Source organism: Methanosarcina baltica (assembly GCF_055394095.1).
Window position 1 is genome coordinate 1,186,158 of the sequence record NZ_AP042463.1, and the last position, 13,030, is coordinate 1,199,187.

A 13,030-nucleotide genomic window follows, 5' to 3' on the forward strand; every position below is an offset into this window, starting at 1 on the left:
TTCCGAGAAACATACCCATAAGGCAACTCTGCGCCACAAAAATCAGGTAAGATACAGGCCCCAAATTAATGTCAGGATGGAAAAAAGGATTACTGAAAATAGAGACAAAAAACAAAAAAATACAAATATATACAAAAGAACTTATGAAAGAGAAAAACCCTCGAAATGAGGGTTGGGAGACGGAGATCCCCCGACCTATAAACAGGAAAGAACTATTTAAAGCTTGTTCCCAATTTCTTTTGCCTTTTTCAACACTTCAACCTGCTGGAGAATGTCGTCTTTTTCACGGTTTCCGGCCGCTACAATGCTTCCCTGGACGTCGAAATGCAGGAAGCCGAAGAGCTTTTCCATGTACTCGAAGTAAGGCTTGAAGGAAACGGGGTCAGGGTTGCCCTGGGAGAAAGCAAGGACAAGCTTCTTGCTGCCGTTTAAACGGGTTGTGAAGTCAGGCTTGATGAAGGGCATGAGGCGGTCCACGAAGAGTTTGGTCTGAGCCGTGATTTCCCACATGTAGATAGGAGAGCCAATCACAATGGCATCAGCGGCCTGGATTTCGTCGTAGAGGGGCTGCATCTCATCATCGATTACGCATATACCCTCTTCCTTGCAGGTATAACAGGCCTTGCAGGGTTTGATTTCCAGTTTTGCAAGATTGATGACCTTTGTCTCGGCTCCGTTTTCTTCAGCTCCGGCAAGGATTTCCTTAACAAGCTTTTCAGTATTTCCGTTCTCTCTGGGGCTTCCGGTTAATCCTAAAACTTTCATATATGATCCTCCTGATGAGATCCCCTGAATGGGGAGTGAAACTTCAGTAAGGAAAAGAAGCTGATCCTAATAAATAATTCCCCCTGAAATCAAACTGTTCCAGAAAATTCTGTGTGTTGTGTATGGGAAAACCTGATTTTTAGAAGAAAATGGTGTCAAAAAAACAAAGTGAAAAAAGATAAAATGTAAGGTTTTACAGAGTTCTCAATTTACAGAGCATTACAGGCGGCCTCTACACAGCCCACCCCCAGTTCCCTCCCAAGGTCCCTTGCCTTTACAAGCACTTCCGGCTGGTCTGAGATTCCGGAATGGTCGGTTCCCGGCGCAATGATCGTATCCCGGACGTCAAAGCCCAGGAAATAAAAAAGGCCCGCCGTATATTCAAAATAGGGCTTGAAGGAGCCCGGATCGGAATTTCCCTGGGTAAATGCGAGAATGAGCTTTTTGTCCTTCCCAAGCCGGCTTGAGAAATCAGGATTCACAAAAGCCGTCAATCGGTCCACAAAAAGTTTGGTCTGCGCGGTCATCTGCCACATATAAACAGGCGTTCCCAGAACAAGCGCGTCGGAATCCTGAATTTCCTTATACAACTGCTGCATATCATCTTCAACTGCGCATTTTCCATCAGCCTGACAGCGGTAACAGGCGTCACAGCCTTTGATATCCAGAGCTGCAAGGTTATAGAGTCTGGTCTCGGCTCCCCTATCGGAAGCCCCCGTAAGAATTTCTTTTACAAGCTTTGCGGTATTGCCATCAGAGTTAGGACTACCAACCAATCCAAGAACTTTAATAAAAAACCCCCCGTTCCTGTGATTAACAGTATAAACAATATTAAAAGAAAGGATACAGGAGTATATATAAGAATTCACTCAAAAAATAACAAAATAGTCTGGGTTTAAAACCTCTGGAAATAAGTTACCATTAGCCCCCGAAAAAAACGAAAGTACCGGAAGAAAAGGGGGTGCGAAATAAAAAAATGGAGATAGTGAAAAAAATTATAAAGCCAGCTGTCTTCCCCCTGCAAGAGCAGAACCGAAATACGAGAACATTTAGATGTGCTTGCCAGTTCACTCAACAAGCTTCTTTCTCATTATCAGAATTGCCCCCAGAATTGCGGTTATAGCCAGTACCACCCAGAAAACCGGCTGTTTACCCGTGTAGTCTACATCTCCTTTTGTGTCCACTCCGGTTTTTGCAGACTCATCCTGGACGACGGCGTCTTCTCCATTTTCACCATCTTCGAGAACCTCAGCAGACTTTGCATCCTCCGAAGAATCATTGCTTGCGACCATGGCCGTGGATTCATTAGCATCTTTAGAATTGCCTGACCCATCAGAACTGGATGAAGAAACAATGGAATTGAGGGTATCGACCTTTATAACCGGGCCTGAAATTCCCTCCGCATTTTTAATAGCTTTCAGGTCGGATTCCTGAAATCCAAGTTCAGCTTCAGCCCCATTGATAGAGAATTCAACATTCTCAAAATCTATATAATCATTCGGAGCCAGGTTCAGTAAAATGTCAAGCTTCCCTTCAGTTTCAACCGTATATTTCCCGACAGGGTTCCCTTTGTAATAAGCCATAATCTCCGAACCTTCGGAGATCTGTTCACCATTGACAGTCAGGCTCCCCTGCAGAGTAAGTGGAAGAGAAGGTATAGAAGAGGTCTCTTCAGTCTCCTCTAGTTCTTCAGCTGAGGCCAGCCCACACGCCGCAAACGCAAAGAAGAGCTGCAGGCTTAGCACCAAAAATACAAGTTTTCGATAATTGATCAACATAGATTCCCCCTATTAATGAAAACGTATTGGCCATGAGATTAAGGCCCATGGAACAAAACCCTGAAAAGGAAAACTGATCCACTGGCCTGCCCCCAATGGCCAAAAAATAACAATTTTCCCGGGTGTCAAATTCCCGATCAGTATCCGGATTCGTCAGAAATTCCGGAACCAAAAATCCCACAATAACATTTATAGTCATAGATTATATAATTTAATATTTGGAAAAAATGTAAAATATTGGGGAAAAATAAAAAAAGGAAGAGAAGAAAAAAAGAAAAGAAAAGAAGAAGACTCTACGAAAGGTAGTCTCTCACTTCTTTTTTACCCCGAGCAAAGACAAAATTTCCAGCCCGAGCAGCGCAAAGCCAATCCCAAAACCAGGAATGGAGGATTTGGGCTCTGTGGGTTCAGGGACCTCTTCCTCTGCTTCGGCAGGCAGGGCGGAATACGCTGCATAATCGGAAACCGAGAGGCCCAGGAAAGCCGTGTCCTCGGAGTAATAGGCAGCCAGGGAAGAAAATACCTCATTCACCTCTTTTTTATCATTAAAAGCCCCTTCCACTTCAATTTCCACAACACCTTTAGAACCCATGCCCCTGATTTCCCCCATCATGGGGGCAACGGCATCAACAATCAGGGGGAGGACATTCAACCTTTCCTCCGTATCACTATAGGCCCTCAGCACAAAGAAATCAAGGAATGGAGACAATTCACGAACCTTTGAAACGGCATAGCGGGGAGGCAGGCTTGCAGACAGGGGAAGATCTCCGGAAAGGTCTTTATTTACGGCTTCAAGCAAAGCCACGTAATCCATACACCCTTCCTCGGATTCAGGATCAGGAGAAGGTTCCACATAAATGCAAATCCCGTCAAAACCTGCAAGAGACTTCTGGTTGTAGTCAAGGACCGCATTCACAGCTGCAAGGGAAACCGCCGTATCCTCACTGGCGTTACATTCAGGGTCTTCAAGAAGGACAGCATAAACCATCAGGTTTTCCGTATGAACGGATTTCACAAAGCGTTCATACTGCCATATGTTTTCCGGGTCAACATTCAAGAAAATAACATTGGCTCCTGTCGCCTTTAGGTCCTCTGCCAGGGCGGGAAGCTCAAAGCCATCAAGAGAAGAAAACCTTATTCCTGAAAAGTCCAGGCTGAGCGAAGCCAGGGAGCTCCCGGAAACGGCCCCATCTGCTTCTGTCAGACTCTCATTAGCTTCAGCGGAAGGACTGTAAACCGCGGAATCAGAAGGTTTGGAGTCTGAACTTTCGACAGGTTCCGCCTCTTCAAGCCCGGCAGTTTCTACTTCAGAGGGGACTTCCCCTACCCAGATAGTTGGCTCTTCACTTACGAACTTGCGGACCAGGGCATAGTCCACAGCCATATAACCCGTGTTTTCCGAAGCGTCGGAATAAGAGGCAGCATAAAGATAGACATGCATGGCCTGGAAGGGCACAAACTCGATTGAGTTATAGTCCATTGCAGGGACCCTGACTCCGTTTTTAAACCAGGCCACCTTACGGGAGTCGTCTTCTTCATACCAGGCAATGGCAGATTCATACCATTCCCCTTCAGAGACCCTGACATCCGTAAGGTCAAAAGAACGGAAACGGTCCTTTTTCGCAACCACTTCCCAGCGTACCTTGCTTTCATTGGCAAGTTCGGTCTCGTGCCAGATTTTGTTTTTAGTGTTGTCCAGCTGGTCAATGAAACCCTGACGCTGCACCGGGCCTCTTTCATCCTCCCCGGTAGTTACCTTCATCCGCTTTACCTCAAAAACAGAATTAATATCAAAAGAGTCCTTGGAATAGATCAGGGCAAAGTCCTGCGGATGAATCCTGGGAGCTGTAAGCCTGCATACCCCGTTTTTCACCTCAACGAACCCTTCCCCCGCATCTTCCGATTTCCAGTTGAAACTGCTCAGGGAGTTCCCATCGAAGTCATCGAAAAAATCAAAAACGGCCTTTCCGTCACTCTCGGATTCGGCTTCAGGGTTCCCGTATTTCATCTGAATCTTCGTATCCGCATTTGCATAAAGAAAAGGAATTCTAACCCATACTTCAGCAATTTTTGCCTCAGAGTCCCATTCCTTTATCCAGTAATCAAGATATCTCCCACTCATTAAGAAGCGGATATCAGACCCGTCTGGCTCGGCCTCGGAAAAATTGAAGTTGGAAGACCCAAGCGTGATGAGGACCGGATAAAAGGTAAGGTTATTTCCGGAGTTTTCCCTTGCAATAATTTCCTCGGAAAAAGTCCAGTTATTCTCTGTCTCAGCCAGAGCCGGGCCTGTGCCCAGAGCGCAAAGCAAGAGCGTAAATACAGACATACATAAAATCGTCTTAACCCTCATGTTAAAATCCCTCTTTATTTATTAAAATTAAAAAACATTAGAATGGTCAAAATATCTGATTAATATACTTTCTCAACAAAAATAAATATTTGCTATTATTAAACACAATAAAATAGTTATCTTTATCGTTGTCGGGGTTCCGGACCCCAAAGGTAGATTGCTGAAAAACCAGGGATCAGGTTCACCAAAAGCTTAGGAATGAGTCAAATATAATATTAATTATTTTTGTTTACCATTCCTTAACCACAGAAAAGCACAGAAAGACACGGAAACCGGCCTGATGGCCGGGGAGTATGCCGGTTCTTTAAATACCCGAGTTCCGCTTCGGGATCACAGGAAATCGAAGATTTCCTGGGAGTTGCACTGCAAGTGCAACAGCACGGGATCCGTTTCGCTCCGCTCAAGCGGATTATAAACCTTATTTAGGAAAAGTGAACAAAACTCCAGAGCAACCGTAATTAGCGTCTTCCTGCATTATTTTTCCGTGCTTTTCCGTGACTTTCCGTGGTTTTGAATCTATGGCGTCATTATGGGGTTGGAAATGTTGAGTTTGGAAAGCCAATTTTCAACTGAGAATCCTTCTTCAAGCTATCGTTTTTGTTACGCCGAGTAGTTGTTGTACTGCGGTTCCACTACAATACTACGGTTCCACTACAATATATCTACCACTCTGCAGTAAAAAACGCCATATTAGGCACTAGAAGTAGAATGGACTGCATTTGTCTTCGGTTAAGATACGAATTGTTATGAACGTGTTATTTTTATCGTAATTTCCATCAACTATAAAATTGGAAATCGAGATGCAGTTAAAACACGAGTAGTCAATTTAGGGTAAACTAAATCCTTAACCGAATCTAAATAGATTGAGCTTACCTTGTGATGGTTTTTTGTGTTGGACTGATAGAGGAACTTATTTTCAGGTCGATTATTTAAAACAGGCTGGAGCAAGTTTTTGGATTATACACGGGGTTGCTAATCTCATCTCTTCTCTTTGGGTTGATGCACTCGGGCTACGGTACACTATATGAAATACTATACACTGGTTTTGTCGGATCCATTATCGAGTTTATATTCCAGCAAACGAAAAGCCTTCCTCTGGTCGTGCTGATCCACGGCTCTGTAAACGTGTTTCTTTTTGGAATATACCCCATTTAACGTGACTGAGGCTTCCAGATAGAAAAAACAGGCCGGGTTTCTTTGCCCCCTGGTCGCAAAGTGTCTCTGGAAAAAACAATATCAATAATAATCCACAAAACAGTATTTTAATATTTACCTTGAAAAACATTATGTAGTTTATAGGTTTTGTGGTAACTGTGTATTTTTTTTAGATAACAGTCTGCAATTAATAAGACATATCAAATACACAAGGTGAACAGATGAACAAATATTCATATATGAAATTGGTAGGAATATTATTTGTGTTACTGATCGCAACCGCAAGCGTTGCTTCAGCCGCAACGGAAGCGCCGGACGAAGTTCCGGTTGATAAAGAATTCGTACCCATGGTCGATATGGTCATCCTGGTAGACACAACGGGGAGTATGGGAAGCCAAGACTTAGCCAGAATTCAGGATCATGCAGGCAACATAATGAAGTTTTTCAATAACATTGGGTTTAGCTGCCAGGCATCTGTAGCTGAATATAGGGACTTCCCGAAAACCCCGTGGGGTATGCCTAATAAGGACTTCGTATACAATCTGCGGCTTCCCGCAACAAGTGACTCCCGCACTGTTTTGAGCACCATCGACGGCTTAAGCTGTTACGGTGGATATGATTGGCAGGAATCCGTTAACACAGCGCTTGTTAATGCCATGAACGACGGAAATAAGAATCCCAGCTATGCTAATAACTATGGATGGAGACCAGGTGCTTATAAGATGATCTGCATCTATGGAGATGCTCCGGGCCATAACCCCGAACCCTGGATAGGAGGCTACGACTATGCACAGGTCGATAAATGGGCTACTTTGAACAACATAGCTATCCTTGACTACACGGGCAAAGCATATTCCGAGGTTTTGGATGATGCAAAGGTCGAGGATGTACTCGATTCAATCATGATTGAATACGAACCTGTAGAAGAGGTCTCATATGACGAAATCTACATTCCGGCTATACAAAACGGTTTGTTGCCAACTGCCGTTGTGATCGCTGAGAAAAGTATTGCATAATAACAATATATAAGAGGGGAACGGGGGCCTTTCCCCCCCAATAAGAAAAAGCAGGCTGGGGTTTTGCCTGTTGGATCCAGGAAGAAAAAAGGAGCCAGTGTTTTGGTCTCCCGGATCCAGGCAGACAAATGAAGGCCAGTTTTTCCAACTGCCAGACCAGCCCGCCGCCCGGAGAAAAGCGAATAAAAGTATTTAGATGGATATACTTTTTTTCACAATTATTCATACGCCGCCTTTTTACAAAATGTGCATTTTTTTTAGTCCGTATCCACCTCATGTATATGCTTAAAGAGTTTTGCATAATAATCCCTTTCATTCTTTGCAGTCAATATTCAAAACGTTCCTTATGATACGTATTTTGTAAAGGCTGACAGTGTAATAATAATATTGCGAAATGTTAAATAATTTAACCATCTCACAATTGCGTTTTTATCCAAACCGGGAATTGCTGCATCTCCACCAACAAAAACACAACCTGTATGAGTATAGGGCAATTCCCTAACTGAAAATTTGAAGTTATATTTTTACCATTCCTTAATAGGGTATGTTTCATCGAAAACGTAATAAACCCGCCCACAGTTACGGATGTTTATGGCTCTTTTATCAAGTAAGGAACTTAAAAAACTGGCGCAGGGAAATCCCCCCCTGCTTGAAAACGCTGTTGACATCAACACCCAAATCCAGCCAAACGGGCTTGAGATGACCCTGAAGGAGGTGAGGACAATCGAAGGGGCCGGAGCCGTGGACTTTGACAATTCCGAACGAGTTCTTCCGGAGAGCAAACCCCTGGATTTCGATGCAGAAGGCTGGGTCCACCTTCCGAAAGGGATATACAAGGTTCTCTTTAATGAAATCGTAAACATCCCTAAAAATCTTGCAGCTACGGCGAGACCCCGGTCCACCCTGATCCGCTGCGGGACCACCCTGGAAACCGCTGTCTGGGATGCCGGGTACAGGGGGCGGAGTGAGTCCATGCTTGTAGTCTACAACCCCGAGGGCTTCAGGCTCAAGAAAAATGCCCGCATCATGCAACTCCTTTTCTATACCCTGGACAGTGAAGTGGAAAACGGTTACTCTGGAGTCTACCAGAACGAAAACACGGAACCCTGAAAGCGAGACCGGGGCTATTTTCCTGAACTCCCGAAAGCCGTATAGTACGTAAAAGCACCCAATAGATATAATTAGTATCCAGATTTTATTATATAATATCCACCATAAATGCAAAAAAAGTGCTCAATCTGCTAAAGGTATCAAGAAATACATTAAGGACTCGTCACTGAATAACCTATGCATAATTTCTATTGAATGTATTGATTTTCAAGATCAAGGAAGACTATCAAAATTGCAATGAATGCTAAATTGCATAGGTTATTTCGTTGCGGGCACTAAGCATCAGAAATATTTGACGAAATAATTTCAATGCTCCATTGCTATTCCATGAAGCATTAAAGTAAAAGAAAAGAAGAAAGATTAGAAATCGAGGTCGAGCCAAATTGATAATTAAACGTGTTGAGCAAATCCAGTTTCATTCCAGGGAAATAGGGGATTTGTGCCATAAGTCCAAAAACCTGTACAATTTCTCTGATTATATTATCAGACAGGAGTTCTTCAATAAAGGAAAATGGATCAGGTACAATAAACTTTATGGGCTTGTGAAGGCCTCTGAGCCTTACAAAGAGCTTCCTGCTAAATCTGCTCAACAGAATCTGTAACTATTCAGCCTACCAAAATAAGGCTATTGATATTGATTTTGACGCATTAGATATGTCTTATTACTAACTGAGATAAAATGAAATAACACAATCAGCCGCCAACAATTAAAGAAAAGGCATATGCTGAAATTTGCCCATTGAATCTTACTAAAGATGGCTATTGATGTTGTTTTGCCTAGGCTGAATAGTTACCAGAATCTGAAAGTACTTGACCGTAACTGGAAATCTTTTTTCGAAGCTTTAAAATCTTACAAAAAGAATCCTGAACTTTTCACAGGCAAACCAAAGCCTCCAAAGTACCTGGAAAAAAACGGGGAATACCTGTTAATTTTTACAAATCAACAGGTCAGGATCAAAGACGGGGTGCTCAAGTTTCCCAAAGTAGTTCCGTTATCCATCCAGACAAGACTTCCTGATGATACTAATTTGAGAGAAGTCAGGATCATTCCAAAACACGCAGGATACACCTGTGAAATTGTTTTTGAAAAAGAAATCGAAGATCCCATACATCTTACTTCCGGTCGAGTCCTGGGAATTGATCTTGGAGTTGTCAACCTTGCAACTATTGCAAACAATTTTGGAGAAAACCCAATTATTGTTAAGGGCGGGGTTGCCAAGTCAGTAAACCAGTTTTACAACAAGCAGAAAGCAAAGCTCCAGAGCACTTATGAGAAACATGGGATAAAGACCGGAAAGGGTGTAGAAGTACTTACCCATAAACGAAACTCACGGATTAAAGACGTACTCCACAAACTGAGCAGGGCAATAGTCAACTATGCTCTGGAAATGAACGTGGAGAATATCATTATCGGAAGCAACCCTTTCTGGAAACAGAAAACCAACATGGGCAAGAAAAATAATCAGAATTTTGCTCAGATCCCTCACAGTACCTTTATTTCAATGGTCGAGTACAAGGCTGGAGAGGTTGGAATTTCGGTTGCACGGATCGAAGAGTCCTATACAAGCAAATGCTCTTTCCTTGATAATGAGCTAATGGAACACCATGAAGAATATCTCGGAAAACGGGTCAAAAGAGGGCTTTTCCGAAGTGCCACGGGAGTTCTTCTTAACGCTGATGTCAATGCAGCATATAATATGATTAGAAAAGCAATCCCTAATGCCTTTGCAGAGGGGATAGAGGGTGTTGTGCTTCACCCTGTTAGTGTTAATCCACTATACAAAGAACAGTTTATATCACAAATTCATAATAGTTGGTGATACTAATTAGGACTTTTCATAGCATAAATACATAGATACGAGAGAAAATACCAAAAAGGTATTGTAAATACAAACAAATGACAGATGATGTCAAAATTTATAGATAAAATATATAATATAAAACCATAATATAGGCAGCGTATGAACAGTATCGGGAAATCTATCAGGATGGAAAGGATTTTCGACCGGAACACGGGAAACGCGATCATTATCCCCATGGACCACGGCGTAGGTGCTGGCCCCATTAAAGGGCTTGAAAACCTCCAGAATGCAGTAAACAAAGTAGCCGAAGGCGGAGCAAACGCCGTACTCGGGCACATGGGCCTTGCCAAGCACGGGCACCGGGGCTATGGGCACGATGTCGGGCTTATCATCCACCTTTCGGCCTCGACCTCTCTTGCTATGGACCCGAACCACAAGGTGCTTGTCACCGCTCCGGAAGAGGCCCTTAAGGTTGGAGCCGACGGGGTGTCCGTCCATATCAACATAGGGGCAGAAGACGAGTTCGAAATGCTTCAGGACCTGGGACAAACCGCAAGAAAGTGTGATGAGTGGGGAATGCCTCTCCTTGCCATGATGTACCCGAGAGGCAAGAAGGTTGCTTCGGAATACGACGTGGATGTCGTAAAGCACGCGGCAAGGATCGGGGCCGAACTCGGAGCCGACATCATAAAGACTAACTACACGGGCAGCCCGGACACTTTCAAAGAAGTTGTAGATGGATGCCCTGTGCCGGTAATCATCGCAGGTGGCCCCAAGGTAAACTCCGAGCGGGACCTGCTGGAAATGATCCAGGGTTCCCTTGAAGCCGGAGGAAAAGGGGTTGCTATCGGAAGAAACGTCTTCCAGGCAAAAGATCCGGTGGGCCTTGTCCGCAGGATTTCAAAGATCGCACACCACGGAATGAGTGTAGAGGAAGCACTGGAAAGCAAATAAGGGGCAGGAAGAGCCCGAAAAAAATCAGTAAAATCACTAAAATCAGTAAAATCAGTAAGAAATTATGGGTAAAAACCCATAACATTTTTTTAAATATATAGTTTCCAGTGGAAATGGGAGGGGGTGTGGAATTATCCATCCTTAAGATAAAAAAGGTGCCTCAGGACTTAAAGGTCCACAAAGGGCACCAGGTCACAGCCCCCGCAGCTGAGGCACATGCTCCGGGCAAGGTCGGGGCGCAGGCCGTATTTTTCCAGGACCTCTTTTTCCATTTTAGCAAGCCTGAGCAGGCGCTCCGGGCCTGGTCTTTCCATGAAACAGTCCCCAAGTCTCAGGGGATGGGGATTTATGGGGCGCAGGATGGGGATAACCCCTCTTTTTGCCAGAGCCTCAACCCCTGCCTTGACACAGGAATCCGTTTCTCCAAGGCCGATTATGAAGTTAGAAAATACCCGGTTTTTCCCGAAAATTCCCACGGCTTCTTCAAGTTTGTCAAGGATATAGGCCTGAGAGAGGTCTCCACAGACATTTTTGAAGATTTCGGGGTCCATTGTCTCCACATTGTACTTGACCTCGGAGACCCCTTCCTCGAAAAATTTCCGGGAACAGCCTTCCGTGGGATAGACTGATATCCCTATAGGAACGCCGTATTTCCTGAGTTCGGGGAGCAGTTTCAGGACACGCTCGACCTCTCCTTCCACGGACTCATCGACCCCGGAGGTCAGGGAGATGGCTTTAAGGTTTCCGGCTTCTGCAACCGCTTCAACGATTTCCAGGACCTTCCGGTCCGTTTTAACGTCGCCCCGGAGTTTGGGAACCGGGCAGTACTTGCAGTTAAAGATACACCTTTCGCAGAGGGTGATAAAGGCCTGTTCCGGACAGTGGGCGAGAGCAGGCTCAAGGGTTCCACGAGCAAGGACCTCTCCGTCTTTCAGGATTGCGACCGTTCCGTCCATTCCGTCCGTTTTGTCCTCCTCCACCTTTTCTATTGAGAGGGGAGAAGCCTGGTTGATACTCAGCCTGACCCTCCGGGACCCGGCCCGGAAGAAAACCGAACTTGTACCTGCTCCCGGCCCGGCTGTGGAGCCAAGCGCCCGGGGGATAAGGGAAGGGTCCACGGAAACCGTGCCAATGGAAATCAGCAGAGCTTTTATTTCGGCTGTTATAATTCTGGATTGCATGAGATAGACCTGTTTTATTTTTCTGGAAGCAATTTTTCTGGAAGCAATTTTTCTGGCAGTATTTTTCCTGGCCGCTTCTGTTTCCATAATAAGTTCTCAGAAAAGCGAGGGAAAATCTGAATATCTCGGAAAATCGGTAAACCAGAAAATCGGTAAACTGGAAAGTCGGAAAGCCTGATGAATCAGGAAAACCCGAAAAACCTGATGCTTCCGGGAAACCTGAGGGAAAAACTGTTGATACTGCCTGAAGAACTCACAAGCTGGAAGTATATAATTTTTATCGTTTTTATAATTTAGATTGTGTGGAAGTTTCGGTTCTCAGACGAATCCAGAAACATATACAAAAATATATAACATATCTGGCAAGAATATTCAGGCATGGAAAAAACTGAAGAAATGGAATGGGATGTTTTTGAAACGGTAATCGCATGGTATGCATCAATACAGGACGACACCGAGATAAATCCTGATGATGTAGACGACTTTTTGAGGCGACTTGGAGTGGCCGTGACCAACCCTATATTCCATCTGGAAGTCTCCGGAGGAACAGAGGGGACAAACTACAAAAAACTCACAGGCTTCCTTGATGAGGATATAAAGGTACTGGAGCTGTTAATGAAATCCTACAACTGGATTTCAAAAGGGGCCCTGCCTGCGGAAGTCAGGAAGTATATAAACTATCTGGAAAACTACAAATCAAAAATCCTTGCCGGGGAGATAGAGGGCCTGAAGGAAATGGAAAAAACCATCAAGGAGGTTTCGGAAGAGTATTCCGTAATAATCAACGACCTGAAACTCTATTGAAAGGAAAAGACCCTGAAAGAAAAAACAGTCTGGAAAAAAAAATCAAAATCGTGATATAAAGACCCGACCAATTTATTAAAATATAATAAATAGTCACGTTTAGGAAGTATTG

The 13,030-nt window shown here is 44.1% G+C and carries 12 protein-coding genes; 7 read left to right on the top strand and 5 right to left on the bottom strand.

Translation table 11 applies throughout. The features are described from left to right. Nucleotides 1-216: 216 nt before the first annotated feature. The 4 genes from ACZ5QV_RS05165 to ACZ5QV_RS05180 all read right to left on the bottom strand — a co-directional run bounded on the left by ACZ5QV_RS05165 (nucleotide 217) and on the right by ACZ5QV_RS05180 (nucleotide 4,872). Nucleotides 217-765: a flavodoxin family protein gene (locus ACZ5QV_RS05165; RefSeq protein WP_464601529.1), complete on the bottom strand. Its 549-nt coding sequence runs from the start codon at nucleotides 763-765 to the stop codon at nucleotides 217-219. 209 nt (nucleotides 766-974) lie between these two features. After that, a complete protein-coding gene (locus ACZ5QV_RS05170) occupies nucleotides 975-1,622 on the bottom strand; it encodes a flavodoxin family protein (RefSeq protein WP_464602035.1) in 648 nt (215 codons plus the stop codon). A 210-nt stretch (nucleotides 1,623-1,832) separates the two neighbouring features. Beyond that, nucleotides 1,833-2,543, bottom strand: coding sequence for a hypothetical protein (locus ACZ5QV_RS05175; protein WP_464601530.1), 711 nt, complete (start codon nucleotides 2,541-2,543; stop codon nucleotides 1,833-1,835). 310 nt (nucleotides 2,544-2,853) lie between these two features. Next, nucleotides 2,854-4,872 (bottom strand): DUF2341 domain-containing protein, encoded by a 2,019-nt coding sequence (locus ACZ5QV_RS05180; protein WP_464601531.1) that lies wholly within the window; start codon nucleotides 4,870-4,872, stop codon nucleotides 2,854-2,856. 1,020 nt (nucleotides 4,873-5,892) lie between these two features. Here ACZ5QV_RS05180 and ACZ5QV_RS05185 point away from each other — a divergent pair. From ACZ5QV_RS05185 to ACZ5QV_RS05210, 6 genes are all read left to right on the top strand, one after another. Further along, nucleotides 5,893-6,051 (top strand): CPBP family glutamic-type intramembrane protease, encoded by a 159-nt coding sequence (locus ACZ5QV_RS05185; protein ID WP_464602036.1) that lies wholly within the window; start codon nucleotides 5,893-5,895, stop codon nucleotides 6,049-6,051. Between the two features lie 221 nt (nucleotides 6,052-6,272). Further along, nucleotides 6,273-7,067: a vWA domain-containing protein gene (locus ACZ5QV_RS05190; protein WP_464601532.1), complete on the top strand. Its 795-nt coding sequence runs from the start codon at nucleotides 6,273-6,275 to the stop codon at nucleotides 7,065-7,067. Between the two features lie 591 nt (nucleotides 7,068-7,658). Then, on the top strand, nucleotides 7,659-8,177 hold the full coding sequence (locus ACZ5QV_RS05195; RefSeq protein WP_464601533.1) for a deoxyuridine 5'-triphosphate nucleotidohydrolase: 519 nt from the start codon (nucleotides 7,659-7,661) through the stop codon (nucleotides 8,175-8,177). A 383-nt stretch (nucleotides 8,178-8,560) separates the two neighbouring features. Beyond that, on the top strand, nucleotides 8,561-8,779 hold the full coding sequence (locus ACZ5QV_RS05200) for a hypothetical protein (RefSeq protein WP_464601534.1): 219 nt from the start codon (nucleotides 8,561-8,563) through the stop codon (nucleotides 8,777-8,779). Nucleotides 8,780-8,950: 171 nt separating this feature from the next. Next, the gene (locus tag ACZ5QV_RS05205) at nucleotides 8,951-9,997 is read left to right on the top strand and encodes an RNA-guided endonuclease InsQ/TnpB family protein (protein ID WP_464601535.1); all 1,047 of its coding nucleotides are present in this window, start codon (nucleotides 8,951-8,953) and stop codon (nucleotides 9,995-9,997) included. Nucleotides 9,998-10,138: 141 nt separating this feature from the next. Then, the gene (locus ACZ5QV_RS05210; RefSeq protein WP_464601536.1) at nucleotides 10,139-10,933 is read left to right on the top strand and encodes a 2-amino-3,7-dideoxy-D-threo-hept-6-ulosonate synthase; all 795 of its coding nucleotides are present in this window, start codon (nucleotides 10,139-10,141) and stop codon (nucleotides 10,931-10,933) included. 167 nt (nucleotides 10,934-11,100) lie between these two features. Here ACZ5QV_RS05210 and ACZ5QV_RS05215 read toward each other — a convergent pair whose 3' ends face one another. Then, nucleotides 11,101-12,114, bottom strand: a complete 1,014-nt coding sequence (locus tag ACZ5QV_RS05215) for a radical SAM protein (protein ID WP_464602037.1) — start codon at nucleotides 12,112-12,114, stop codon at nucleotides 11,101-11,103. A gap of 378 nt (nucleotides 12,115-12,492) precedes the next feature. On the opposite strand from ACZ5QV_RS05215, the gene ACZ5QV_RS05220 reads away from it, so the two are divergent. Next, entirely contained in the window at nucleotides 12,493-12,918 is a 426-nt protein-coding gene (locus ACZ5QV_RS05220; RefSeq protein ID WP_464601537.1) for a hypothetical protein, read from the top strand. Nucleotides 12,919-13,030: the final 112 nt, after the last annotated feature.

Bases quoted from the DNA above. Each gene is read 5' to 3' on its own strand.
- ACZ5QV_RS05195 (WP_464601533.1), top strand. From the start codon at position 7,659: ATGGCTCTTTTATCAAGTAAGGAACTTAAAAAACTGGCGCAGGGAAAT.
- ACZ5QV_RS05180 (WP_464601531.1), bottom strand. From the start codon at position 4,872: ATGTCTGTATTTACGCTCTTGCTTTGCGCTCTGGGCACAGGCCCGGCT.
- ACZ5QV_RS05220 (WP_464601537.1), top strand. From the start codon at position 12,493: ATGGAAAAAACTGAAGAAATGGAATGGGATGTTTTTGAAACGGTAATC.
- ACZ5QV_RS05215 (WP_464602037.1), bottom strand. From the start codon at position 12,114: ATGCAATCCAGAATTATAACAGCCGAAATAAAAGCTCTGCTGATTTCC.
- ACZ5QV_RS05165 (WP_464601529.1), bottom strand. From the start codon at position 765: ATGAAAGTTTTAGGATTAACCGGAAGCCCCAGAGAGAACGGAAATACT.
- ACZ5QV_RS05175 (WP_464601530.1), bottom strand. From the start codon at position 2,543: ATGTTGATCAATTATCGAAAACTTGTATTTTTGGTGCTAAGCCTGCAG.
- ACZ5QV_RS05190 (WP_464601532.1), top strand. From the start codon at position 6,273: ATGAACAAATATTCATATATGAAATTGGTAGGAATATTATTTGTGTTA.
- ACZ5QV_RS05210 (WP_464601536.1), top strand. From the start codon at position 10,139: ATGAACAGTATCGGGAAATCTATCAGGATGGAAAGGATTTTCGACCGG.